Origin of the sequence: Cupriavidus sp. KB_39, from assembly GCF_052114485.1 — a bacterium.
In the GTDB taxonomy this organism is placed as follows: domain Bacteria; phylum Pseudomonadota; class Gammaproteobacteria; order Burkholderiales; family Burkholderiaceae; genus Cupriavidus.
On record NZ_JBFREV010000044.1, the window covers coordinates 1 to 23,317 of the forward strand.

Consider the following 23,317-nt stretch of genomic DNA (forward strand, 5'->3'; position numbering starts at 1 on the left):
ACAAGGAAATGGTCATGCCGGGCGACAACGTGTCGATCACGGTCAAGCTGATCGCCCCGATCGCCATGGAAGAAGGTCTGCGCTTCGCTATCCGTGAAGGCGGCCGTACCGTCGGCGCCGGCGTCGTGGCAAAGATCCTCGACTAAGCAGTAATACTGGCGAACACGGCACCAACCGGCCGTGGTCGTCTGCCAGAGGGGTTGGCGGAATCGTCGACCCCGAAGTTGTTTTTAGGGGTATAGCTCAACTGGCAGAGCGTCGGTCTCCAAAACCGAAGGTTGGGGGTTCGATTCCCTCTGCCCCTGCCAAATCAATCAGCCGCGTCSCGAGAATGAATCGTGACGCGGCTTAGTCTCGTTTGCGAAACATGGCCAATCCCAATGTCGAAACCGTAGGCGCCTCGAGCGGCAAATGGCTGCTCGTCGTCGCGGGGCTCCTGGTGGTTGCGGGAGTGATCGGCTTCTACATACTCGCGCAGCAGCCGTCGTACGTGCGTGGCGCGGCGCTGTTCGCCGGTCTCGCACTGGGCGTCGTCGTGGCGCTCGTGTCCGCCCCCGGCAAGGATTTCGTGGGGTTCGCCAAGGAATCGTATCGGGAAGTCAAAAAGGTCGTCTGGCCGACGCGCAAGGAAGCCGGTCAGATGACCGGGCTCGTGTTTGCCTTTGTAGTGATCATGGCGTTGTTCCTGTGGTCGGCCGACAAGCTCATCGAGTGGGTGATTTTCTCCCTCGTGCTGGGCTGGAAATAAGAGGTAACACATGGCGGATAACGCTCAGCAGGAAACCACGGCAGCCGAATCGCCTTCGTCGAAGAAGCGCTGGTATGTGGTGCACGCCTACTCCGGCATGGAAAAGAGCGTGCAGCGCGCGCTGCAGGAGCGCATCGAGCGCGCCGAGATGCAGGACAAGTTCGGCCGCATTCTGGTGCCCTCCGAAGAAGTCGTGGAAATCAAGGGTGGTCACAAGTCCGTGACCGAACGCCGTTTCTTCCCGGGCTACGTGCTCGTGGAAATGGAAATGACCGACGAGACGTGGCATCTGGTGAAGAACACCAGCAAGGTCACCGGCTTCGTGGGGGGCGCGCGTAACCGCCCGAGCCCGATTTCGCAGCGCGAAGTCGACAAGATCATGACCCAGATGCAGGAAGGGGTCGAGAAGCCGCGTCCCAAGACGCTGTTCGAAGTGGGCGAAATGGTGCGCGTCAAGGACGGCCCGTTCACCGACTTCAACGGCAACGTCGAGGAAGTGAACTACGAGAAGTCGCGCCTGCGCGTCTCGGTCACGATCTTCGGTCGCGCAACGCCGGTCGAGCTCGAGTTCGGTCAGGTCGAGAAGGTTTAAGGATTTGACCGCCGCGGCGCGCGAGTGCCGGGGCGGACAGAGAGGGCAGGCTGAGAGGTCCGCCCAAAGAGGAGCGTGAGGCTGTGCCGACAGGCATGGCGATAGCGCGTTACGACTCAACAGGATCCGTTTTCCCGAGGAATCCGGATCTGGATTGGAGTAGAAATGGCCAAGAAGATCATTGGCTTTATCAAGCTGCAAATTCCGGCTGGTAAGGCAAATCCCTCCCCGCCCGTTGGTCCCGCACTGGGTCAGCGTGGTCTGAACATCATGGAGTTCTGCAAGGCGTTCAACGCCCAGACCCAGGGCATGGAACCTGGTCTGCCGGTGCCGGTGGTGATTACCGCCTTCGCCGACAAGAGCTTCACCTTCGTGATGAAGTCGCCGCCCGCGACCGTGCTGATCAAGAAGGCAGCAGGCATCGCCAAGGGTTCGCCGAAGCCCCATACCGACAAGGTTGGCAAGATCACCCGCGCCCAGGCTGAAGACATCGCCAAGGCCAAGAACGCTGACCTGACCGCCGCCGATCTGGACGCCGCCGTGCGTACCATCGCCGGTTCGGCTCGCTCGATGGGCATCACCGTGGAGGGTCTGTAAATGGCTAAGGTTTCCAAGCGCGTCGCCGCCAACAAGGCGAAGATCGAGCGTACCAAGTTCTACCCGATCGACGAGGCCCTGGGCCTGGTGAAGAGCTGCGCTTCGGCGAAGTTCGACGAGTCGATCGACGTGGCCGTGCAACTGGGCATCGACGCCAAGAAGTCGGACCAAGTGGTGCGTGGTTCCGTGGTGCTGCCCGCCGGTACCGGCAAGTCGGTGCGCGTGGCCGTGTTCGCCCAGGGCGAAAAGGCCGAGGCCGCCAAGGCTGCTGGCGCTGACATCGTCGGCATGGAAGACCTGGCCGAGCAAGTGAAGGCCGGTAACCTGAATTTCGACGTCGTGATCGCTTCGCCGGACACGATGCGTATCGTCGGTACGCTGGGCCAGATCCTCGGCCCGCGTGGCCTGATGCCGAACCCSAAGGTTGGCACCGTGACGCCGGACGTGGCCCAGGCTGTGAAGAACGCCAAGGCTGGTCAGGTGCAATTCCGTGTCGACAAGGCCGGTATCATCCACGCCACCATCGGTCGCCGTTCGTTCGAAGACACCGCGCTGAAGAGCAACCTGTCCGCACTGCTGGACGCGCTGGTCAAGGCCAAGCCGGCCACCAGCAAGGGTGTGTACCTGCGCAAGATCGCCGTGTCGTCCACGATGGGCGTTGGCGTTCGCGTCGAACAGACTTCGCTGTCGGCCTAAGCCCGACGGCACTCACCTGACCGGTTCCCGATAACGCCGGCCAGGGCAGGAATGAAGGATCCCGGCATCGCCGGGGTCGGTTTCGGCGCCGAAGGGCGACGAAGCAAGGCTTTGGGCAGTGGTGCCCGCCAACCGCGCAGCGGCAACGCAGCGCGAYGGCAGGTACCGCTGGTTATCAAAGACCGCTGGTGTTCATGCCGCAGCAATCAGGCAGCGTGGACTTAATCGGTCGGCACATGCGGGCATCGCCCGATGGCAGCCGTCCCGCCAGCGCAGATGGCGCACCCGAAGGGATTGATGAATCCGGGCATGTCCCGGGTGATTCGGGCCAATCGGACGCCGTTCGTTTGGACTGATGCGATTGCAGAGGAGATTTCCCGAGCACCGCATCGTTTTGGAGCTTAACCGTGCCACTCAATATTGAAGATAAGAAGGCCGTCGTTGCTGAGGTTTCGGCGCAAGTCGCCAAGGCCCAGACCATCGTCGTGGCCGAATATCGCGGCATTGCGGTTGGCGATCTGACCAAGCTGCGTGCCAACGCTCGTCAGCAAGGCGTGTACCTGCGCGTTCTGAAGAACACGCTGGCTCGCCGCGCCGTCGAAGGTACGCCGTTTGCAGGCCTCGCAGAGCAAATGACCGGTCCGCTGATCTACGGGATTTCCGAAGATGCAGTGGCCTCGGCCAAGGTTCTGAACGACTTTGCCAAGACCAACGACAAGCTGGTCCTGCGCGCTGGGTCGTATGACGGCAAGGTGCTCGATGCTGTGGCCGTCAAGGCACTGGCTTCGATCCCGGGCCGCGAAGAACTGATTGCTCAGCTGCTTGGCGTCATGCAGGCACCGGTGTCGGGCTTCGCCCGTCTGCTGGCCGCCCTGGCTGCCAAGAAGAGCGAAGGCGCTCCCGCGGAAGAAGCGGAAGCCCCTGCTGCTTAAGCTGTCGCAGGCCTCGCAAAGACAGATCGCATTACCGATACCGAATCACATCTAGTAGGAGTATTCCAAATGGCAATCACTAAAGACGACATCCTCGAAGCCGTAGGCTCGATGTCCGTGATGGAACTGAACGACCTGGTCAAGGCGTTCGAAGAGAAGTTCGGCGTGTCCGCCGCTGCTATGGCCGTGGCTGCTGCCCCGGGCGCTGGCGGTGCTGCTGCTGCTGAAGAGCAGACCGAATTCAACGTGATCCTGGCCGAAGTTGGCGCCAACAAGGTCGGCGTGATTAAGGCTGTTCGCGAAATCACCGGCCTGGGCCTGAAGGAAGCCAAGGATCTGGTTGACGGCGCTCCGAAGGCTGTCAAGGAAGGCGTGGACAAGGCTGCTGCTGCCGACGCCAAGAAGAAGCTGGAAGACGCAGGCGCAAAGGTCGACGTCAAGTAAGTGGTACCGCGCGTGCCCTCGTGGCACGCGGATGGGGCTGGCAAAGGGAAATCCCGGCGCCAGCCTTTTTGCGCTTCTGTGGGTGTGTTTGATTGGGCACCCGGCGGATCGAAGTACCGGCCAGGGCGCAAATAAAGTGATGGATAGACTGCTTGGCGAGCGAAATCATTCGCTGCCTTAGCAGAAGCCAAACATCAGTGGCACACTAAGTGGTTGCTGATGTTTGTCTTCTGAACCGACTGCAGAAGACAAGTTTGGTCGGGTGTCCCCCGGGCGAGTACAGGCATTGCGCCGTGCAATGACCACACCGCCCGCAGCGTGCGGACACCGTCAGCCAGAGGTTGGTAGCGGCCAACCGCCAAATCCCCTCCCAGTCGCTGAACACCTCAGGTGCCGGCCAGGTCCAGCCTGCCCTGCGATGATTCGGAGATCCCATGGCGTACAGCTTCACCGAAAAGAAGCGCATTCGCAAATCCTTTGCGAAGCGCGCGACGGTTCATCAGGTTCCATTCCTGCTTGCCACCCAGATTGAATCCTACACCCAGTTCTTGCAAGCGGAAACGCCGACCGCGCGTCGCAAAACAGAGGGTCTGCAGGCCGCTTTCAGCGCGATTTTCCCAATCTCCTCCCATAACGGGCTTGCCCGTATGGAGTTTGTCTCGTATCACCTGTCCAACCCGCCGTTCGACGTCAAGGAGTGCCAGCAGCGTGGCCTGACGTTCCACTCGGCGCTGCGTGCCAAGGTTCGCCTGATCATCAACGATCGCGAGAACCCGGGCAAGGTCAAGGAAGTGAAGGAGCAGGAAGTCTACATGGGCGAAATTCCGCTCATGACGTCGACCGGTTCTTTCGTGATTAACGGCACCGAGCGTGTCATCGTTAGCCAGCTGCACCGTTCGCCGGGCGTGTTCTTCGAGCACGACAAGGGCAAGACGCACAGCTCGGGCAAGCTGCTGTTCTCGGCACGGATTATTCCGTACCGTGGCTCGTGGCTGGACTTCGAATTCGATCCGAAGGACATCCTGTACTTCCGTGTGGACCGCCGCCGCAAGATGCCGGTGACGATCCTGCTGAAGTCGATCGGCCTGACGCCGGAGCAAATCCTGGCGCACTTCTTCGTGTTCGACAACTTCACGCTGCAGTCGGAAGGCGCGCAGCTGGAATTCGTGCCCGAGCGCCTGCGTGGCGAAGTGGCGCGTTTCGACATCGCGGACAAGAACGGTCGCGTGGTCGTGGAGAAGGACAAGCGGATCAACGCCAAGCACATCCGTGACCTGGACTCCGCCGGTACCAAGCTGATCAGCGTGCCGGAAGACTATCTGCTCGGCCGCGTGCTTGCCAAGAACATCATCGACCCGGACACGGGCGAGGTGATCGCCAACGCCAACGACGAGCTGACCGAGACGCTGCTGGAAAACCTGCGCGAAGCCGGTGTCAAGCAGATCCAGACGCTGTACACGAACGACCTGGACCAGGGCCCGTACATGTCGCAGACGCTGCGCGTGGACGAGACCGCCGACCAGACCGCCGCGCGTATCGCGATCTACCGCATGATGCGCCCGGGCGAGCCGCCCACCGAGGAAGCCGTGGAAGCGCTGTTCCAGCGCCTGTTCTACAGCGAAGAGTCGTACGATCTGTCGCGCGTTGGCCGCATGAAGGTCAACAGCCGTCTGTCGCGCCCGAGCGGCGAGGGCAGCATGGTGCTGCAGGACGAAGACATCCTCGAGACGATCAAGATCCTGGTGAACCTGCGTAACGGCAAGGGCGAGGTCGATGACATCGATCACCTGGGTAATCGTCGCGTGCGTTGCGTGGGCGAACTGGCGGAAAACCAATTCCGCGCCGGTCTGTCGCGCGTGGAGCGTGCCGTCAAGGAACGTCTGGGCCAGGCCGAGACCGAGAACCTGATGCCGCACGACCTGATCAACTCGAAGCCGATTTCGTCGGCGATTCGCGAGTTCTTCGGTTCGTCGCAGCTGTCGCAGTTCATGGACCAGACCAACCCGCTCTCGGAAATCACCCACAAGCGCCGTGTTTCCGCACTGGGCCCGGGTGGTCTGACGCGCGAGCGCGCCGGCTTTGAAGTCCGTGACGTGCACCCGACCCACTATGGCCGCGTGTGCCCGATCGAAACGCCGGAAGGCCCGAACATCGGCCTGATCAACTCGCTGGCACTGTACGCCCGCCTGAACGAATACGGCTTCCTGGAAACGCCGTACCGCAAGGTGGTGGACAGCAAGCTGACCGACCAGGTGGACTACCTGTCGGCCATCGAGGAAGGCAAGTACGTGGTGGCCCAGGCCAACGCGACCGTGGATGCCGATGGCACCCTGATCGATGAACTGGTCTCGTCCCGCGAAGGCTCCGAGCGCGAAACGCGCATGGTGACTCCGGACCGCGTGCAGTACATCGACGTGGCGCCGTCGCAGATCGTGTCGGCCGCTGCCTCGCTGGTGCCGTTCCTGGAACACGATGACGCGAACCGTGCACTGATGGGCGCGAACATGCAGCGCCAGGCCGTGCCTTGCCTGCGTCCGGACAAGCCGCTCGTGGGTACCGGCATCGAACGTACCGTGGCCGTTGACTCGGGTACCGCCGTGCAGGCCATGCGTGGCGGCGTGGTGGACTACGTCGATGCCATGCGTATCGTGATCCGTGTGAACGACGACGAAGCCGTTGCTGGCGAAGTCGGCGTGGACATCTACAACCTGATCAAGTACACGCGTTCCAACCAGAACACCAACATCAACCAGCGTCCGATGGTGAAGGTTGGCGATATCGTCGCGCGTAACGACGTGATCGCCGACGGCGCCTCGACCGACCTGGGCGAGCTGGCACTGGGCCAGAACATGCTGGTGGCGTTCATGCCGTGGAACGGCTACAACTTCGAAGATTCGATCCTGATCTCCGAACGCGTGGTGGCCGAAGACCGCTACACCTCGATCCACATCGAGGAACTGTCGGTCGTCGCCCGTGACACGAAGCTGGGACCGGAAGAAATCACGCGCGACATCTCGAACCTCGCCGAAGCGCAACTCGCGCGTCTGGACGAGTCCGGCATCACCTACATCGGTGCCGAAGTCGAGGCTGGCGACGTGCTGGTGGGCAAGGTCACGCCGAAGGGCGAGACCCAGCTGACCCCGGAAGAGAAGCTGCTGCGCGCCATCTTCGGCGAGAAGGCATCGGACGTGAAGGACACCTCGCTGCGCGTGCCGTCGGGCATGAGCGGCATCGTGATCGACGTCCAGGTCTTCACCCGCGAAGGCGTGACGCGCGACAAGCGTGCCCAGTCGATCATCGACGACGAACTGAAGCGCTACCGCCTGGACCTGAACGACCAGCTGCGTATCGTGGAAGGCGATGCATTCCAGCGTCTGGAACGCCTGCTGCTCGACAAGCCCGTCAACGGCGGTCCGAAGAAGCTGGCGAAGGGTGCCAAGCTGACCCGCGAGTACCTGGCCGATCTGGACAAGTACCACTGGTTCGACATCCGTCCGGCCGACGAAGAAGTGGCGGCCCAGCTCGAGGCAGTGAAGGAAGCCATCGAGCAGAAGCGTCACGAATTCGACCTGGCCTTCGAAGAGAAGCGCAAGAAGCTCACGCAGGGCGACGAACTGCCGCCGGGCGTGATCAAGATGGTCAAGGTGTACCTGGCCGTGAAGCGTCGCCTGCAGCCTGGCGACAAGATGGCAGGTCGTCACGGTAACAAGGGTGTGGTGTCGAAGATCGTGCCGATCGAAGACATGCCGTACATGGCGGACGGTACCCCGGCCGACATCGTGCTGAACCCGCTGGGCGTGCCGTCGCGGATGAACGTGGGCCAGATTCTGGAAACCCACCTGGGCTGGGCCGCGCGCGGTCTGGGCCAGCGCATCGGTGACATGCTCAAGGCGCAGACCAAGGCACAGGAGCTGCGCAAGCTGCTGGCCCAGGTCTACAACGAGAGCGGCAAGCCGGAAGACCTGGACAGCCTGACCGACGCCGAAGTGCTGGAACTGGCTTCGAACCTGAAGAAGGGCGTGCCGTTCGCAACGCCGGTGTTCGACGGTGCGCATGAGGATGAAATCCGCCGCATGCTGGACCTGGCCTACCCGGACGAGATCGCCAAGGAGAAGGGCCTGACCCCGTCGAAGCAGCAGGTCACGCTGTACGACGGCCGCACCGGCGAAGCGTTCGAGCGTCCGGTCACGCTGGGTGTGATGCACATGCTGAAGCTGCACCACTTGGTCGATGACAAGATGCACGCGCGCTCCACGGGTCCGTACTCGCTCGTGACGCAGCAGCCGCTGGGCGGTAAGGCCCAGTTCGGTGGCCAGCGTTTCGGTGAGATGGAAGTGTGGGCACTGGAAGCCTACGGCGCGTCGTACGTGCTGCAGGAAATGCTGACGGTCAAGTCCGATGACGTGAACGGCCGTACCAAGGTGTACGAAAACATCGTCAAGGGCGAGCACTCGATCGACGCCGGCATGCCGGAATCGTTCAACGTGCTGGTGAAGGAAATCCGCTCGTTGGGTATCGACATCGATCTCGATCGTTACTGATCGGCGCGATGACGGCGTCCCGCTGCGGCGGGCGCCGGCCCGGTAGACCCGGCAGAGAAGATTTCCCACAGGATGAATGCCGTGGCCCCGAACAGACTTCGGTGCCGCGGCGAAACAAGGAGTTGCAATGAAAGCATTGCTCGATCTCTTTAAGCAGGTTCAGCAGGAAGAGCAGTTCGACGCGATCAAGATCGGCCTCGCCTCGCCCGAGAAGATCCGTTCGTGGTCGTACGGTGAAGTGAAGAAGCCGGAAACGATCAACTACCGGACGTTCAAGCCGGAACGCGATGGCCTGTTCTGCGCCAAGATCTTTGGCCCGATCAAGGACTACGAGTGCCTGTGCGGCAAGTACAAGCGCCTGAAGCACCGTGGCGTGATCTGCGAGAAGTGCGGCGTCGAAGTCACGCTGGCCAAGGTGCGTCGCGAGCGCATGGGCCACATCGAACTGGCTGCGCCGACTGCGCACATCTGGTTCCTGAAGTCGCTGCCGTCGCGTCTGGGCATGGTCCTGGACATGACGCTGCGCGACATCGAACGCGTGCTGTATTTCGAGGCATTCGTGGTGCTGGAACCGGGCATGACCCCGCTCAAGAAGAGCCAGATCATGTCCGAGGACGACTACATCGCGAAGTGCGATGAGTACGGCGAGGGCGAGTTCGTCGCCATGATGGGCGCCGAAGGCATCCGTGAACTGCTGCGCGGCATCGACATCGAGAAGCAGATCGAACAGATCCGCGCCGAGCTGCAGGCCACCGGTTCCGAAGCCAAGATCAAGAAGTTCGCCAAGCGCCTGAAGGTGCTCGAGGCGTTCCAGCGTTCGGGCATCAAGCCCGAGTGGATGATCCTGGAAGTGCTGCCGGTGCTGCCGCCGGAACTGCGTCCGCTGGTACCGCTGGATGGCGGCCGTTTCGCCACCTCGGACCTGAACGACCTGTATCGTCGCGTCATCAACCGGAACAACCGCCTGAAGCGCCTGCTGGAACTGAAGGCGCCCGAGATCATCGTGCGCAACGAAAAGCGCATGCTGCAGGAAGCGGTGGATTCGCTGCTGGACAACGGCCGTCGCGGCAAGGCGATGACCGGCGCCAACAAGCGTCCGCTGAAGTCCCTGGCCGAGATGATCAAGGGTAAGGGCGGTCGTTTCCGTCAGAACCTGCTGGGCAAGCGCGTCGACTACTCGGGCCGTTCGGTCATCGTGGTGGGCCCGACGCTGAAGCTGCACCAGTGCGGCCTGCCCAAGCTGATGGCGCTCGAGCTGTTCAAGCCGTTCATCTTCCACAAGCTGGAAACGATGGGCATCGCCACCACGATCAAGGCGGCGAAGAAGGAAGTGGAAAGCCAGACGCCGGTGGTGTGGGACATCCTCGAAGAGGTGATCCGCGAGCACCCGGTGATGCTGAACCGTGCGCCGACGCTGCACCGCCTGGGGATCCAGGCGTTCGAGCCGGTGCTGATCGAAGGCAAGGCCATCCAGCTGCACCCGCTGGTCTGCGCGGCATTCAACGCCGACTTCGACGGTGACCAGATGGCTGTTCACGTGCCGCTGTCGCTGGAAGCACAGATGGAAGCCCGCACGCTGATGCTGGCCTCCAACAACGTGCTGTTCCCGGCCAACGGCGATCCGTCGATCGTCCCGTCGCAAGACGTGGTGCTGGGTCTGTACTACACGACCCGCGACAAGATCAACGGCAAGGGTGAAGGCATGACGTTCGCTGACATCAGCGAAGTCATCCGCGCCTACGAGAACAAGGAAGTCGAACTCGCTTCGCGCGTGAACGTGCGGATCACCGAGTACGTGCTCGTCGACAAGGACGCCGTGGGCGATGCCCGCTTCGCGCCCAAGATCACGCTGCAGGCCACCACGGTCGGCCGCGCGATCCTGTCCGAGATCCTGCCGAAGGGCCTGCCGTTCTCGGTGCTGAACAAGCCGCTGAAGAAGAAGGAAATCTCGCGCCTGATCAACACCGCATTCCGCAAGTGCGGTCTGCGCGAGACCGTGATCTTCGCCGACAAGCTGCTGCAGTCGGGCTTCCGCCTGGCGACGCGCGCCGGTATCTCGATTGCCATCGACGACATGCTGGTGCCGCCGCAGAAGGAGAAGATCATCTCCGACGCCGCTGCCAAGGTAAAGGAATACGACAAGCAGTACATGTCGGGTCTGGTGACGGACCAGGAGCGTTACAACAACGTCGTGGACATCTGGGGCGCCGCCGGCGACCAGGTGGGCAAGGCGATGATGGAGCAGCTCCAGCACGAAGACGTGGTCGACCGCGAAGGCAATACGGTCAAGCAGGAATCGTTCAACTCCATCTACATGATGGCCGACTCGGGCGCGCGGGGTTCCGCAGCGCAGATCCGCCAGCTGGCCGGTATGCGTGGCCTGATGGCCAAGCCGGATGGCTCGATCATTGAAACGCCGATTACGGCGAACTTCCGTGAAGGCCTGAACGTTCTGCAGTACTTCATCTCGACCCACGGCGCGCGTAAGGGCCTGGCCGATACGGCACTGAAGACCGCGAACTCGGGTTACCTGACCCGTCGTCTGGTCGACGTGACGCAGGATCTGGTCGTGGTCGAAGACGATTGCGGCACCACCAACGGCGTGGCCATGAAGGCCCTGGTCGAAGGCGGTGAAGTGATCGAAGCGCTGCGCGACCGTATCCTCGGCCGTGTGACCGTGTCTGACGTGGTGAACCCGGAAACGCAGGAAACGGCGATCGAGACCGGCACGCTGCTGGACGAAGACCTCGTCGACCTGATCGACAACCTCGGCGTGGACGAAGTCAAGGTCCGCACCCCGCTGGCGTGCGACACGCGTTACGGCCTGTGCGGCAAGTGCTACGGCCGCGACCTGGGCCGCGGCGTGCTGGTGAACTCCGGCGAAGCGGTGGGCGTGATTGCCGCGCAGTCGATCGGTGAGCCGGGTACGCAGCTGACCATGCGGACGTTCCACATCGGTGGTGCGGCATCGCGTGCGGCAGTGGCCTCGAGCGTGGAAGCCAAGGCGACCGGTACGGTCCGCTTCACGGCGACCATGCGCTACGTGACGAACGCCAAGGGCGAACTGATCGTGATCTCGCGTTCGGGCGAGACGCTGATCACGGACGACCACGGCCGCGAGCGCGAGCGCCACAAGATCCCGTACGGCGCCACGCTGCTGGTGCAGGACGGCCAGGCCATCAAGGCTGGTACGCAGCTGGCCACGTGGGATGCGCTGACGCGCCCGATCGTGTCGGAATACACCGGCATGACGAAGTTCGAGAACGTCGAAGAGGGCGTGACCGTCGCCAAGCAGATGGACGAAGTCACCGGCCTGTCGACCCTCGTGGTGATCGATGCCAAGCGCCGTACGGCTGCCACCAAGGGCCTGCGCCCGCAGGTGAAGCTGCTCGACGCGAACGGCCAGGAAGTCAAGATTCCGGGCACGGACCACTCCGTGACCATCGGCTTCCAGGTTGGCGCGCTGATTACCGTGAAGGACGGCCAGCAGGTGCATGTGGGTGAAGTGCTCGCACGTATCCCGACCGAATCGCAGAAGACTCGCGACATTACCGGTGGTCTGCCGCGTGTGGCTGAACTGTTCGAAGCGCGTTCGCCGAAGGACGCCGCCGTGCTGGCGGAAGTCACCGGTACGACATCGTTCGGTAAGGACACCAAGGGCAAGCAGCGCCTGGTTATCACGGACCTGGACGGCAACGCCCATGAGTTCCTGATCGCCAAGGAAAAGCAGGTGCTGGTGCACGATGGCCAGGTGGTGAACAAGGGCGAAATGATCGTGGAAGGTCCGGCGGACCCGCACGACATCCTGCGCCTGAAGGGCATCGAGGAACTGGCGCACTACATCGTGGACGAAGTGCAGGACGTGTACCGTCTGCAGGGCGTGAAGATCAACGACAAGCACATCGAAGTGATTGTTCGTCAGATGCTGCGCCGCGTGCAGATCCAGGACGTGGGCGACACCCGGTTCATCCCGGGCGAGCAGGTGGAGCGTTCGGAACTGCTGGACGAAAACGACCGCATGATTGCGGACGGCAAGCGTCCGGCCACGCACGAGAACCTGCTGCTGGGTATCACGAAGGCGTCGCTGTCCACGGACAGCTTCATCTCGGCGGCATCGTTCCAGGAAACGACGCGCGTGCTGACCGAGGCCGCGATCATGGGCAAGACCGACGACCTGCGTGGTCTGAAGGAAAACGTGATCGTGGGTCGTCTGATCCCCGCCGGTACCGGCCTGGCCTACCACCGTGCCCGCAAGGCACGCGAGGCGGCCGAGCGCGAACGCGCCCAGGCGATCTCGGACGAAGAGCAATCGCTCTTCATCGAGCCGCCCGTGGTGCAGGCSACCGARGGCGACRGCGACGCGGTCTGATCGCGATCGTTGCTGCACTGGAAGTGAAAAACCCGGCTTTCGAGCCGGGTTTTTTTTCGTCTGCGCGATCCGCAGCCATTGACTGCTCACGACAGGGCCAGCACGGCGGCCTCCATGCCTTGGGGCAGATGCAGGGGCAGTACGGACAACGCGGGAGCGACGCGCCGGCACAGATTCGTCAATACCTCCCCGGGTCCTGATTCCACGATGTGCGTGACGCCGTCGGCCTCGAGGTGCCGAACCATTGCCGTCCAGCGCACCGGGGCAGTCAGTTGCGCCACCAGCGCCGGCTTGATCGACGCCTCCGTGGCGACTTCAAGGCTATTGCCGTGCAGCACGCGCAACGAAGGGGCCGTGACGCGGATGTCGTCGAGGCACCGGGCGAGCGCCTCCGCCGCTGGCTGCATCAGCGAGCTATGGAACGGGCCACTGACTGGCAGCACGAACACCATCTTTGCGCCGGCCTCCCGGGCGGCCAYCTTGAGACGCTCGATGGCCGGCATATGGCCGGCCACCACCACTTGCCCGGGCGCATTGAAATTCACCGGCTCAAGTACGCCGCCACCTCCGGCGCAGGCGGAACAGAGTCGTTCCACTGTCAGGTCATCGAGACCGATGACCGCTGCCATGCCCCCAACCCCGGGCGCCACCGCCGCCATCATCGCCAGCGCCCGTTGGCGCGCGATGTGCAGGGCATCCGGCAGCGCCAGGGCACCGGCGGCAACCAGCGCTGAAATTTCCCCAACACTGTGTCCGATTGCCCATGGCACGTCTACTGGAGACTGGGCCCGCCAGGTGCGATAGATCGCGATCGACGCCGCCACCACCAATGGCTGCGTGTTGACCGTGCGGGCGAGTTCCGCTGGATCGGCATGCTGGCTAAGGTGCCAGAGGTCCAGATCAAGCACATCCGAGGCTTCGTCGATCGTCTCGACGAACACACGCTCACCCCGCCACGCGGAAAGCATGCCGACGGATTGCGACCCCTGACCAGGAAACACGCAGGCGGGAACGATGCGAATCATTGCCGACGCCCCTTTAGCGCGCCGTCTCGACAGCATCGGTCGCTGCGAGCCAGCACCAGGCGGCCGCGCAGTGAAGGAGCCCGATAGCCAGAGATGCGAACGAGGATTGGATGTCGAACGTGGACAGGGGTTGCCGGAGCACCCATCCCACTACGATGAGGCCGCCCCGCAGCGTATAGATTGCTGCAATGCCGATCACCGCAATGCGCATCTGGGGGAGCGTCGGCAGCAACCCGGCCGCCGCCGCATAGTAGGCAGCAAAGACGAAGAACACCCCCGTGATGCCCGCTGTCAGCAATCCCGGCACCCAGGAGCCGCGCTCCGCCATGCCTGCGAGGGCCTCGCCGGCGCCGAAGGCACGGTACGCCTGCGGCCCTTTGGCGATGATGTAGATATGCAGGAAGGCGACAAGCGCGCTGCAAGCTGCGGCGGAAGTGGCGAGAATTGGCGTGATCATCATGACCTCGGATAGGGTTGGGATCAAAAGCGTAGGGCTAAAAGTTGTGGGTCAGATTGACCTGCAACATGCTGTCGCGACACAGCGCCTCAAAAACGCTGTCGCCGTTGCAACTCGCCTTACGGGCTACCAGACGCAGCCGCGCGGATTTGCCGAACCGACGGCTGAACTCGAGTTTGTGCATCAGGATGCGGGTCGCACGGTCGTGCAGCACGCCGTATTGCAGTTCCGCATCACCGGACTCGTTGAGGCGAATACGCACGCCGGCGAAGGGGCCGTGTGTGAACGGCGTGAACGGCGCGCTGGCGTCGCGGTGGTCGCGCAGGTATTCGAACAGCAGTGAAAGGTCGCCGTCGGGCCTGGCGAATGTGTATTCCGCACCGACGATGTAGGCACCGAAAGGCGCACCCTGCCCCCAACGAAAGATCGCCTCGCCCTTCCACAGCATGCTGCCAGCGGGCAACACACCGGTCACCCCCAACTGTCGGATGCGCTGGTARGCCGTCGTCAAGTCGGRGGCGATGGTGGGCTCGCGTGACAAGCCATCGAAGTAGTAGGCACCGACGTCGGCATCCGCGATGGTCCCCGACCAGCGTACGGCGATATCGTTGGTCCGCTGCCAGGGCGCCAGGCCGTGGGAGGGGGCCTCCGGTGCCAGCGGCCCCATGCGTTGCCGGCTTCGAAGGCCCAGTTGGGGGCGGGGCCGGAACCACGGCATCCAGTACACGGCGAGACGTCCGTACGCCTCGCTGAAGCGGGTGTAAGACAGCATCGGCTGGCCGAGCTTGGCCTCCAGATCGATGTCCGCGCGGGTATCGATCTGGTTGATGATGTTGACCGGATGGCGTGACTCCATCACGCTCCAGTCCAATGTCTCCATCCCGGCTTGCCAGAGGTTGTCGCCGCGCTCGGCACGGACGGTGGCTTCGCGAAAATCGAAGTAACGCATGTCCGGATCGGAAACGTCCAGGCGGACGTAAGGGGTCAGCCGGCCGGTGACGCCCGGGTACATGGGGTGTGTGACAATCCAGCCGAGATTGAGGACCAAGGCCGCGGCATGTTGGTGCTGTGCCTGAAATGCGGGGGGGCGATTGAACAGCCAGACTTCCGGACCGATACTCCCGCTTGTCTCGACGACTGGCATCGCGTGGCCAGTGCCCGCATGCCAGACGAGACACAGGGTAGCGAGCCAACGGACGCATCCCCGTTTAGCGAACATACTCCAGCCGCTGCGGCTCGAAATCCCGCTTGTCGACGCCGCCATCCCGGAACTTGTAGCCGGACATACTGATGCGGGTCGACTTGCCGGTCTGATGGTTCACCATGTTCATCCACCCTGGCTTTAGCAACTGCTGTCCGTAGGCGGCAAAGTCGCCGCTCTCCAGCGTYTTCTGCAAGGCCCCGCGACGGTCGTACAGTTCCGCTTTCAATGTCACGTACCGCTCGCGGTCGATCCACAGCACCTGCTTCGTATAGCCGGAGCCCTCGTAGCGGGGCGTGCGCTCGACCTTGAAGCACGGTGTCCCGCCGGTGTCTTCGTCGCCCAGATAGCGGTGGCTGAACTTGCGCGGCAACTGCGAGGTCAGGTCTTCGAACGAGAACTCGCTGCCCATGAACGAGCCCGACTTGCTGTCCGAGGCGATGCGCCGCGTGCGCTTCAGGGCCGGCAGGTATAGCCACTGATCGTCGGGCTTATCGGCATGCGCAAAACTCAGGAAAGCCGTGTGCCGGATGTCGGCCGGAGACTCGAACAGCATCAGGTGCTTGTCACCGTCGCCGTCCGTCTCGAGCACGGCGCCACGCATCTTGCGCACGCTTTGCTGGCCATGCCGGTCACGCAGGATCATTTCCATATCCATGCGATAGCTGCTGAACCCGCGTTCGCGCGCGTACATCTCCGCGACGATGGCTTCGCCGCGGGTGGCGTCTTCCGCCGCCGCAGCCACGGGCGATACCGCGATCAGACAGAACACAAGCGCCACAAGGCGCATCCGGAGCTTCATCATGTCAAATGCCTTTCAACGGTTGGGAGTGGGGGGCGGAAGCCGGCTTCGGGGTGTCCCGGTCGATGGCAAATAGCAATGGCGGCAGCAGCACAAGGTCCACGATGGCGGCAATCGCGATCGTCAGCACGGACATGATTCCCATGTCGGCGTTCAGGTCGAAGTGCGAGAAGATCAGTACGCCGAAGCCGGCCACCAGGACCGAAGTGGTGAACAGCACCGCCATGCCGGAAATGCTGTACGCGTTCTCCACCGCCGCCCGGGGTGACAGACCCAGCACCGTGCGGGCGCGGTGGTACTTGAAGACGCTGTGTATCGTGTCGTCGACGATGATCCCGTAGGTCAGCACCCCCACCACCGCCACCGACAGGCCGACTTGYCCGACAAACGCTCCCCAAAGCCCGAAAGCCATCAAGGACGGCAGGACGTTCGGAAGCAGGCTGGCGAAGCCCAGTCGGACACTGCGCAACACCAGCCCGATGACGACGGAAACGAGCAGGATCTGCAGCACATACCCCTGYAGCGTACCGGCGACATTCATCTCGCCGATATGCGAGAACATGATGGACGGCCCAGCGCCAGACGCCTGCATGCCGGCCGGCAGGTTTGCGCGCATCCACGCCTGCACGCGCTGGTCGAAGGCCACCAATGCCGTGGACGTGATGTCGCGCAGGACCACGGTCAGCTTGCTGGCCGAGCGGTCGATCCGAATCTGATCGTTCAGATCCAGCCCGGGTGGCAGGGACAGCTCGTACACGAGTAATACCTGGGCCGCCGCCATGTCATCATCAGGCACGCGATATGCGGTCGACGCATCGCCATGCAGCGTGCGGTGAACGCGCTTGACCACGTCGGCGAGCGAGCTGACCTGGAAGACTTCGGGCTGCGCGCGTAGCCAGTCGGCAAGCCTGTCCAGATCCCGCAGGTACGCGGCCGAACCCACCGTACCCCCGACACCTGACGGCACCGCGTAGTACACGGTATGGACGCCGGATAGATGCGACTGGATGAAGTCCGYATCGCGGCGGAACTCGACGGCCGGACTGAAATAGTCGACGAAATTGTCCTCGAGTTGATTGCGCGTGACGAACCAGGCGGCAGCGAGGTTGAGCAGCGCCACCCCGATGAACACCGGCTTTCGCCACGCCACCACGGCGCCCGCCATGCGGCCGATGGCATGCCCCTGCCGCAGCATCCGCTGCTGCCCGGAGATCGGCAGCACGGCCAGGCACGCCGGGAGGAACGACGCTGACAACAGCAGCACCACGATGGCACCAATGCCCAGCATCACGCCGAAGTTGGCGACCGGTGGAACGTCCGACAGGCACATGCTGAAGAAGCCGAGCGCGTCCGTGCCACAGGCCACCAGCATGATGGGGGCGTTTGCTGCCACGGCATCCCGTACGGCCTCATGCCGTGACGCGCCGGCCCCCATCCGCCGGATCGTGTAGACAATTACGTGCAAGCAATTCGCGACGGCGATGGTGGTGAGGATGGTCGGCGTRGAGACGGAGATGGCCGTGAGCTTGACGCCAAGCCAGCCGACCATGCCGAGCGCGGCGAAGATCGCCAACGTCATCGTCAGCAACGCAGCCGCCACGCCGCACGCACTGCGCAACGCCACGAACATGACGACGAGAATCAGCGCGTACATCAGTGGCGTCAGCGTGGCCAGGTCGGCCTTCGCTTCCTCGTCGAAGGCGTTGTCGAGCAATATGCCGCCCGTGGCCATAACGCGGATATCGGGGTCCAGCGCGCGCGCCTGATCCATCAGGGCGCGCAGTGCATGCACGGCCTCCGGCAAGGCTGTCTCCGTTGGCGCGGGGAGTGTGAAGCTGATACTGATTCCCGCCACAGACCCATCGGGCGAGACCAACCGCTTTACCAATAGCGGCTCGCTGAGTGCGATGGCGCGGATGGCCGCGATCGCTTCGGGTGTCTGGCCCGTCCCCGGCTGGTATAGGGGGCGCACCCGGAGGTCATCGTCGTGGGCTTCGGCATGCTGATGGTTCGTGAGACTGTCCACGCGTCGCACATGGGGCAGCTGCCATGCCAGTTCGGTGAAGCGCGCCATTGCGTCCAGCGCGCGAGGCGTAAACACCGTCCCGTCTCGGGGGACAAAGGCCACCAGCGCCTGGTTGTCGTCTGCATAGGCGTCYTGGAGTGCCTGATTGGCGAGCAGTTGCGGATCGTCCGAACGGAAGAAATCGCGATAGTCACTGCTGAAGGCGATGCGCTCGAGTCCCGCACTGGCCGCCACGCAAAGTAGCACCGTCGCGACGATCACCATCCATCGCCGCCTGACCAGCCATGCTGCATAGCGTATGGCCAAGGCGTGATGGGACGCGTCCGGGTCGCGCAGGCGGGGTTCAGTCGACGAAGAAGCCATCGCGTTTCATCTCGGTGAGTGATTGGCGGAACGCCTCGCAGACCTGTTCCAGATCGGCGGGCATGTGGGCGTCGCTCAGGGCGAGAAAGTGCAGCTCCGGCATATAGACGCCATGCGTGCGCATGTAATAGGCCAGTGCGATGCTGGCCTTGTAGTCGCTGCCGCCCTGGATCTCGCGATAGAAGCGCGTTTCCCGATGCGAAAAGCTCACCGTGAAGATCGAGCGCATGGAYTTGATGCGGGCCGGCACTTGCAGCGCGCGGGCGATGCTTGTCAGCTGCTCGAGCAGCCATTCACTCTTCGCATGCAGCGTCTGATAGACCTCGGGATGGTCGCGGAGATATGTCAGCATCGCGGCGCCAGACGCGGCGCTCAATGAGTTGCCGCTCATGGTGCCGCCCAGGAAGACCCGCGTCTCGTAGTCGCGGAAGGGGTCGGCRGTACTGCGGGCGATCTCCATCAGCTTCCGGCTCCCCACCACGGCGCCGCACGGCATGCCGCCGCCAATGATCTTGCCCAGTACCGTCAGGTCCGGCGTGACGTTCGCCAGGGTTTGGGCGCCGCCGTAGCAGACGCGGAAGCCGCTCACGACCTCATCGAACACCAGCGGGATGTCGAGCTCGGAGCAGGCCGCACGCAATTGYTGGAGGAATTCGGTGTCGAGCCTCCCCACGGAAAACGGCAGGGGTTCGAGAATGACGCAGTCGATTTCCTCGGCACGCTCGCGCAGCACGCGCAGACTTTCTGGATGGCCGTACTGGAGGACAACGGTGTTGTTCACCGTTTCGTCCGGGGTGCCGGGACAGCCTGCMACCGGCTCGGGCCGCTCTACCGGYCCGCGTTGCTGAAACCACGAGCTGACCATGGCCTGGTCGGAGAAGCCGTGGTACTGGCCCTCGCATTTCGCCACCTTTCCGCGTTGCCGGTAGGCGCGGCAAATGCGCAGCGCCTGGATGACGGCCTCCGTTCCCGAATTCGAGAGGCAGGCGTAACCGCTACCCGGGAACGCATCCACCAGCAGCCGGGTAAGTTCAACCTCCGACGGGTTGCCGACAGCGTTCAGGCAACCGTCCGCCATGGCCGCCTGCTGTGCGGCGACAATTGCCGGATGCGCGTAGCCGAGGATGTGCGGCCCGTAGCCACCGGTGAGATCGATATAGCGATTGCCGTCGACGTCTTCGATCTGGCATCCCTGGGCCCGGCGCGCGAACATCGGATAGGTGCAGGGGAAGAAGTAACGGTTCATGTGGATGGACGCGATCATGAACCGCTGCGCGTCGTCACGCATCGCCAGTGTCTTTGGCGTTGCCCGGTGGAAATGGCCGTCGAAGCGCTGGCGCACATCGTCATTCATGTAGGGCGAGTATTTGTCCGAGAACCGTCGGGAATTGGCCCAGACGTCGATGTCCGGATCGATCTGCTTGCCGAAGCCCTCGCAGGTGGTTAACGTCAATTCGACCTTGGTGAAGTTCGGGGTGTAGTTGGCACCGTGGCGGCGCAGTGCCTGGCTGATGTCCCAGAAGAACTCGTCGGTCTTCCACTGATCCGCGATCTCGTAGAAGTGCCGCAGGATCACCGCCTTGACGTCCTCGAAGAACTGGCGATGGTCACGCACAGCCTCCTTGTCTACGACGAAGTGACTCAGGAAGCGGGTGGTGGCGAGGTCCCATTCATGCCGGATCGACGCGAAGAAGAACGACGCCAATCCCCATTTCTCTGCCTCCGTCACGTAGACCGTGATGCCGAAGTCGAGAAAGATGATCTTGCCGTCCGCCGTGAAACGCACGTTGCCGGGATGGGGGTCGCCATGGGCGACGCCATGCATGTAGAGCATGGTGTAGATGGCATCCTGGAAGCGGCGCGCCAGTTGCGCCCGGGGGATGCCCACTCGTTCGAAGTCCCGGCCCGGAATGCCCTCCATATATTCCATGGTCAGCACGCTCCGGCGGGTCAGTGCGGTGTGCACCCGTGGGATGATGACAAAGGGGTGATTGGCGAAATTCCGCGCGAGCGCCGTCATGTTGCGCGCCTCCACCTCCATGTCGACCTGTGGCAGCAGTAACTCGCGCAACTCGGCCACGCGTACCGGCATGTTGAAATGGCGCAACGAGGGCACCATGGCATGTGCCAGTGCCGCGAGCCGGGCAATCGATCGCAGGCTCTTGCGCAGGCGGCGCGAGACGCCAGGCTTGACCAGCTTCACCGCCGCGCGCTCGCCACCCTCGAGCCGCACTTCATGGACTTGCGCAATGGACGCGCTGGCAAGCGGAACATAGTTGAAGGATTCGAAGACGGATTCATACCCGCTGCCGAACGCCTCGGCGAGGAGCTTTCGCACGGCCGGCTCGTCAGCTGCCGGGACATCGTCCTGCAGCCGTTGCAGCGCGGCGATGGTGTCAGGCCCGAACAGGTCGGAGCGGGTCGAGAGGATCTGCCCGATCTTGATGTACAGCGGGCCCGAGGCGATGCAGAAGCGGGCGATGCATTCGCCAAGCAGGCTGGCCCGGTCGGCGGGAGGGCGGCGTGCGGCGCGAAGCCGGTACGAGGCGGCGAACCAGGCCATCGAAGGCAGCAGGGTCATGGCGTAGAGCATGGTCGGGCTCCGATCTAGTAGATGAACGTCGAGGATGCGAATGACATGCCGGCGCTGCCGATCCAGAATCCGATCCGGTCGCCGCGTGCCAGCGACCCATCGCCCGCGTGCAGGGCAATGGCGGCGGGAATGGAGCACGCGCCCACGTTGCCGTAGTCCGGAAAGATGTGGCGGATGCAGTGCCCGAACCCGGCCTCGTCCGCCCAGCCCTGGAATGCGGGGACAGAGCCGCCGGTATGCGGAAAAAGCAGGCGGATGCTGTCGCGATAGGGCGCAAGCAGTTTCAGCGAGTCCGTCATGTGCTGGCTATAGCCGAAGACCAGCGAGCTGAAGGATGTGAAGGCGCCAAGGCCATTGAGGCCGATGCGCTCGCTGGGCCGGGCGCGCCCGAGGTGGCCYGGCAGCGGAATGGTGCAGAGATCGACGCCCCGCTTCGTCGACAGGTAGTGAAAGACCCAGGGTTGTTCTGTATCGGCGCGCAGCAGCGTGGCGGTTGCCCCGTCCCCCCCGCAGTAAGCGGAGAAACAGTGCGCGATGTCGCGCAGGGAACCCAGCGTGAAGTTGCTCGGATACGAGACGCCGCCCGGTACGTAGTACGACTCGGCATTGACGATTAGTGCGGTGCGGTAACGKCCGGACAGGAAATGGCTCTGCGCCACGTCGCACGCGCGCGTCCAMGCCATGCAGGCGTCGACGATGTCGAAGCAGTCCACGCTGTCCATGCCCAGCGCGTCCGCAACGAAGTACGCATCGCCGGGCTCGATGAAGCCCCGGGTGTTGCCCGCGTAGATCAGCAGATCCACGTCATCCGGGCCGCAGCCGGCCTGCGCCATCGCCTGTTCGGCGGCACGGACCATGTGGTCCAGCGGCCGCTCGCCCTCGTCGAACCAGTAGCGCGTCTTCGCCTGCGTTTCATTGAGCTTCCAGCGGATGTAGGTAAGCGCGTGCTCGACGTTGCCGTCGAATCCGGGTGTGCTGTGACGGCGGATCTCATCCAGCACGGCCTCGTTGTCCATCCTGCGGGATGCCGGAAGAAAGGAAATGCCATCGATGCGCATGGTTGGGGCCTCCTGGTGAGCGCGGTCGGGAAAAGGGGGTCATGTCGGCGCGTGACGCGGGTCGATCATCGCGACCAGGCTGCCGACGCGAATCACCGGCGTGGGGCCAATACGGACTTCACCACCGAACACCACCGCATTGGGCAGTAGCCGGTCTATCCGGGCGTCCAGCGTCAGCACGGAGTCGAAGGGCACGTCGTGGATCAGTTCGATGCCGGTCATGGCGCCGAGTACCACCTCCCTCGGTGCCCCGCCGGCCTGGCCAAGGAAGAAGAGCGCGATGCCGGCTTGCCCGAGGGATTCGATAGCCAACCCCGCCGGGTACACGGCCGGTGCCTGTGCGGCGAACAGCGGTGATTGGCGGGTAGCGAGTTTGCACGCGCAGATCTGGGCGCCGGCGGTGTAGCTCTGGACCGCATCGACCAACAGGAAGGGGTAGCGATGCGGCAGCAGTGCCGCGACCTGGCGGTGTGTCAGGACCGGTGGCGCCTGAGACGGCGCCACGGCAGGATGTTCGATGGCGGCACACGGCGCGCCACAGGCGAAGCTGGCCCGCGCACAAGGCTTGCCGCGAACACTCGCGGTGGCTGCCAGGGAGAGTCCGTCCGGCCCGGACGTCCGGACAGTTGCCTCGAGGTTGACGACGTCACCGGGCAGGATCGCGTCGAGGTACTGCACCCGCGCCATCGTCCGGACGCGCATGGGATGCCCCGCCGTGCGCGTGGCGAGGCGTTCCGCCAGGACGAGCAACTGGTCCAGCAGCAGGACGCCGGGATAGATCGGGGCACCGGGATAGTGCCCCAGCGCGAAAAGGTCCGTGCCGCTGACCAGCAGCGCTTCGCCCAGTGTGGCGGAAGGGGAGGAGGGTGGCAT

16 protein-coding genes, 1 tRNA gene and 1 pseudogene are annotated in these 23,317 nt (G+C 63.4%); 10 read left to right on the forward strand and 8 right to left on the reverse strand.

Features of this window, described 5'->3' with window-relative positions:
* The 10 genes and pseudogenes from tuf to rpoC form a co-directional block, all read left to right on the forward strand.
* Positions 1 to 146, forward strand: a pseudogene (gene tuf / locus AB4Z27_RS24855) (elongation factor Tu); the annotation flags it as partial.
* Between the two features lie 86 nt (positions 147 to 232).
* Positions 233 to 308, forward strand: a tRNA-Trp gene (locus AB4Z27_RS24860).
* 59 nt (positions 309 to 367) lie between these two features.
* Positions 368 to 748, forward strand: a complete 381-nt coding sequence (gene secE / locus AB4Z27_RS24865; RefSeq protein WP_441645505.1) for a preprotein translocase subunit SecE — start codon at positions 368 to 370, stop codon at positions 746 to 748.
* Positions 749 to 758: 10 nt separating this feature from the next.
* Positions 759 to 1,340 carry a transcription termination/antitermination protein NusG gene (gene nusG, locus AB4Z27_RS24870; RefSeq protein ID WP_441645506.1) on the forward strand — a complete coding sequence of 194 codons (582 nt, stop codon included), beginning with the start codon at positions 759 to 761 and terminating at the stop codon, positions 1,338 to 1,340.
* Positions 1,341 to 1,505: 165 nt separating this feature from the next.
* Positions 1,506 to 1,937: a 50S ribosomal protein L11 gene (gene rplK / locus AB4Z27_RS24875; RefSeq protein ID WP_092301705.1), complete on the forward strand. Its 432-nt coding sequence runs from the start codon at positions 1,506 to 1,508 to the stop codon at positions 1,935 to 1,937.
* Positions 1,938 to 2,633 carry a 50S ribosomal protein L1 gene (gene rplA / locus AB4Z27_RS24880; RefSeq protein ID WP_092301708.1) on the forward strand — a complete coding sequence of 232 codons (696 nt, stop codon included), beginning with the start codon at positions 1,938 to 1,940 and terminating at the stop codon, positions 2,631 to 2,633.
* Between the two features lie 407 nt (positions 2,634 to 3,040).
* Positions 3,041 to 3,565 (forward strand): 50S ribosomal protein L10, encoded by a 525-nt coding sequence (rplJ, locus tag AB4Z27_RS24885; protein WP_092301711.1) that lies wholly within the window; start codon positions 3,041 to 3,043, stop codon positions 3,563 to 3,565.
* Between the two features lie 69 nt (positions 3,566 to 3,634).
* Positions 3,635 to 4,009 carry a 50S ribosomal protein L7/L12 gene (rplL, locus tag AB4Z27_RS24890; protein ID WP_092301713.1) on the forward strand — a complete coding sequence of 125 codons (375 nt, stop codon included), beginning with the start codon at positions 3,635 to 3,637 and terminating at the stop codon, positions 4,007 to 4,009.
* Positions 4,010 to 4,443: 434 nt separating this feature from the next.
* On the forward strand, positions 4,444 to 8,550 hold the full coding sequence (gene rpoB, locus AB4Z27_RS24895) for a DNA-directed RNA polymerase subunit beta (RefSeq protein WP_441645507.1): 4,107 nt from the start codon (positions 4,444 to 4,446) through the stop codon (positions 8,548 to 8,550).
* Positions 8,551 to 8,677: 127 nt separating this feature from the next.
* Complete coding sequence (gene rpoC / locus AB4Z27_RS24900) at positions 8,678 to 12,919, forward strand: DNA-directed RNA polymerase subunit beta' (RefSeq protein WP_441645508.1); 4,242 nt, start codon at positions 8,678 to 8,680, stop codon at positions 12,917 to 12,919.
* 86 nt (positions 12,920 to 13,005) lie between these two features.
* Here rpoC and fabD read toward each other — a convergent pair whose 3' ends face one another.
* The 8 genes from fabD to AB4Z27_RS24940 all read right to left on the reverse strand — a co-directional run bounded on the left by fabD (position 13,006) and on the right by AB4Z27_RS24940 (position 23,317).
* Complete coding sequence (fabD, locus tag AB4Z27_RS24905) at positions 13,006 to 13,944, reverse strand: ACP S-malonyltransferase (protein ID WP_441645509.1); 939 nt, start codon at positions 13,942 to 13,944, stop codon at positions 13,006 to 13,008.
* Between the two features lie 13 nt (positions 13,945 to 13,957).
* Positions 13,958 to 14,404 (reverse strand): hypothetical protein, encoded by a 447-nt coding sequence (locus AB4Z27_RS24910; protein WP_092301721.1) that lies wholly within the window; start codon positions 14,402 to 14,404, stop codon positions 13,958 to 13,960.
* Between the two features lie 34 nt (positions 14,405 to 14,438).
* Positions 14,439 to 15,545 (reverse strand): hypothetical protein, encoded by a 1,107-nt coding sequence (locus AB4Z27_RS24915; protein ID WP_441645510.1) that lies wholly within the window; start codon positions 15,543 to 15,545, stop codon positions 14,439 to 14,441.
* 64 nt (positions 15,546 to 15,609) lie between these two features.
* Positions 15,610 to 16,407: an outer membrane lipoprotein-sorting protein gene (locus tag AB4Z27_RS24920; protein WP_092301725.1), complete on the reverse strand. Its 798-nt coding sequence runs from the start codon at positions 16,405 to 16,407 to the stop codon at positions 15,610 to 15,612.
* Position 16,408: 1 nt separating this feature from the next.
* Complete coding sequence (locus AB4Z27_RS24925) at positions 16,409 to 18,694, reverse strand: efflux RND transporter permease subunit (RefSeq protein ID WP_441645511.1); 2,286 nt, start codon at positions 18,692 to 18,694, stop codon at positions 16,409 to 16,411.
* Positions 18,695 to 18,773: 79 nt separating this feature from the next.
* Positions 18,774 to 21,356 carry an aminotransferase class III-fold pyridoxal phosphate-dependent enzyme gene (locus AB4Z27_RS24930; RefSeq protein WP_441645512.1) on the reverse strand — a complete coding sequence of 861 codons (2,583 nt, stop codon included), beginning with the start codon at positions 21,354 to 21,356 and terminating at the stop codon, positions 18,774 to 18,776.
* Between the two features lie 44 nt (positions 21,357 to 21,400).
* Positions 21,401 to 22,444, reverse strand: coding sequence for a 3-oxoacyl-[acyl-carrier-protein] synthase III C-terminal domain-containing protein (locus AB4Z27_RS24935; protein WP_441593722.1), 1,044 nt, complete (start codon positions 22,442 to 22,444; stop codon positions 21,401 to 21,403).
* A gap of 39 nt (positions 22,445 to 22,483) precedes the next feature.
* A complete protein-coding gene (locus AB4Z27_RS24940) occupies positions 22,484 to 23,317 on the reverse strand; it encodes a beta-hydroxyacyl-ACP dehydratase (RefSeq protein WP_441593723.1) in 834 nt (277 codons plus the stop codon).

Excerpts from the sequence above, each read along its gene's own strand:
- AB4Z27_RS24910 (WP_092301721.1), bottom strand. The coding sequence starts at position 14,404 with ATGATGATCACGCCAATTCTCGCCACTTCCGCCGCAGCTTGCAGCGCG.
- AB4Z27_RS24940 (WP_441593723.1), bottom strand. The coding sequence starts at position 23,317 with ATGCCACCCTCCTCCCCTTCCGCCACACTGGGCGAAGCGCTGCTGGTC.
- rplK (WP_092301705.1), top strand. The coding sequence starts at position 1,506 with ATGGCCAAGAAGATCATTGGCTTTATCAAGCTGCAAATTCCGGCTGGT.
- secE (WP_441645505.1), top strand. The coding sequence starts at position 368 with ATGGCCAATCCCAATGTCGAAACCGTAGGCGCCTCGAGCGGCAAATGG.
- nusG (WP_441645506.1), top strand. The coding sequence starts at position 759 with ATGGCGGATAACGCTCAGCAGGAAACCACGGCAGCCGAATCGCCTTCG.
- rpoB (WP_441645507.1), top strand. The coding sequence starts at position 4,444 with ATGGCGTACAGCTTCACCGAAAAGAAGCGCATTCGCAAATCCTTTGCG.
- rplL (WP_092301713.1), top strand. The coding sequence starts at position 3,635 with ATGGCAATCACTAAAGACGACATCCTCGAAGCCGTAGGCTCGATGTCC.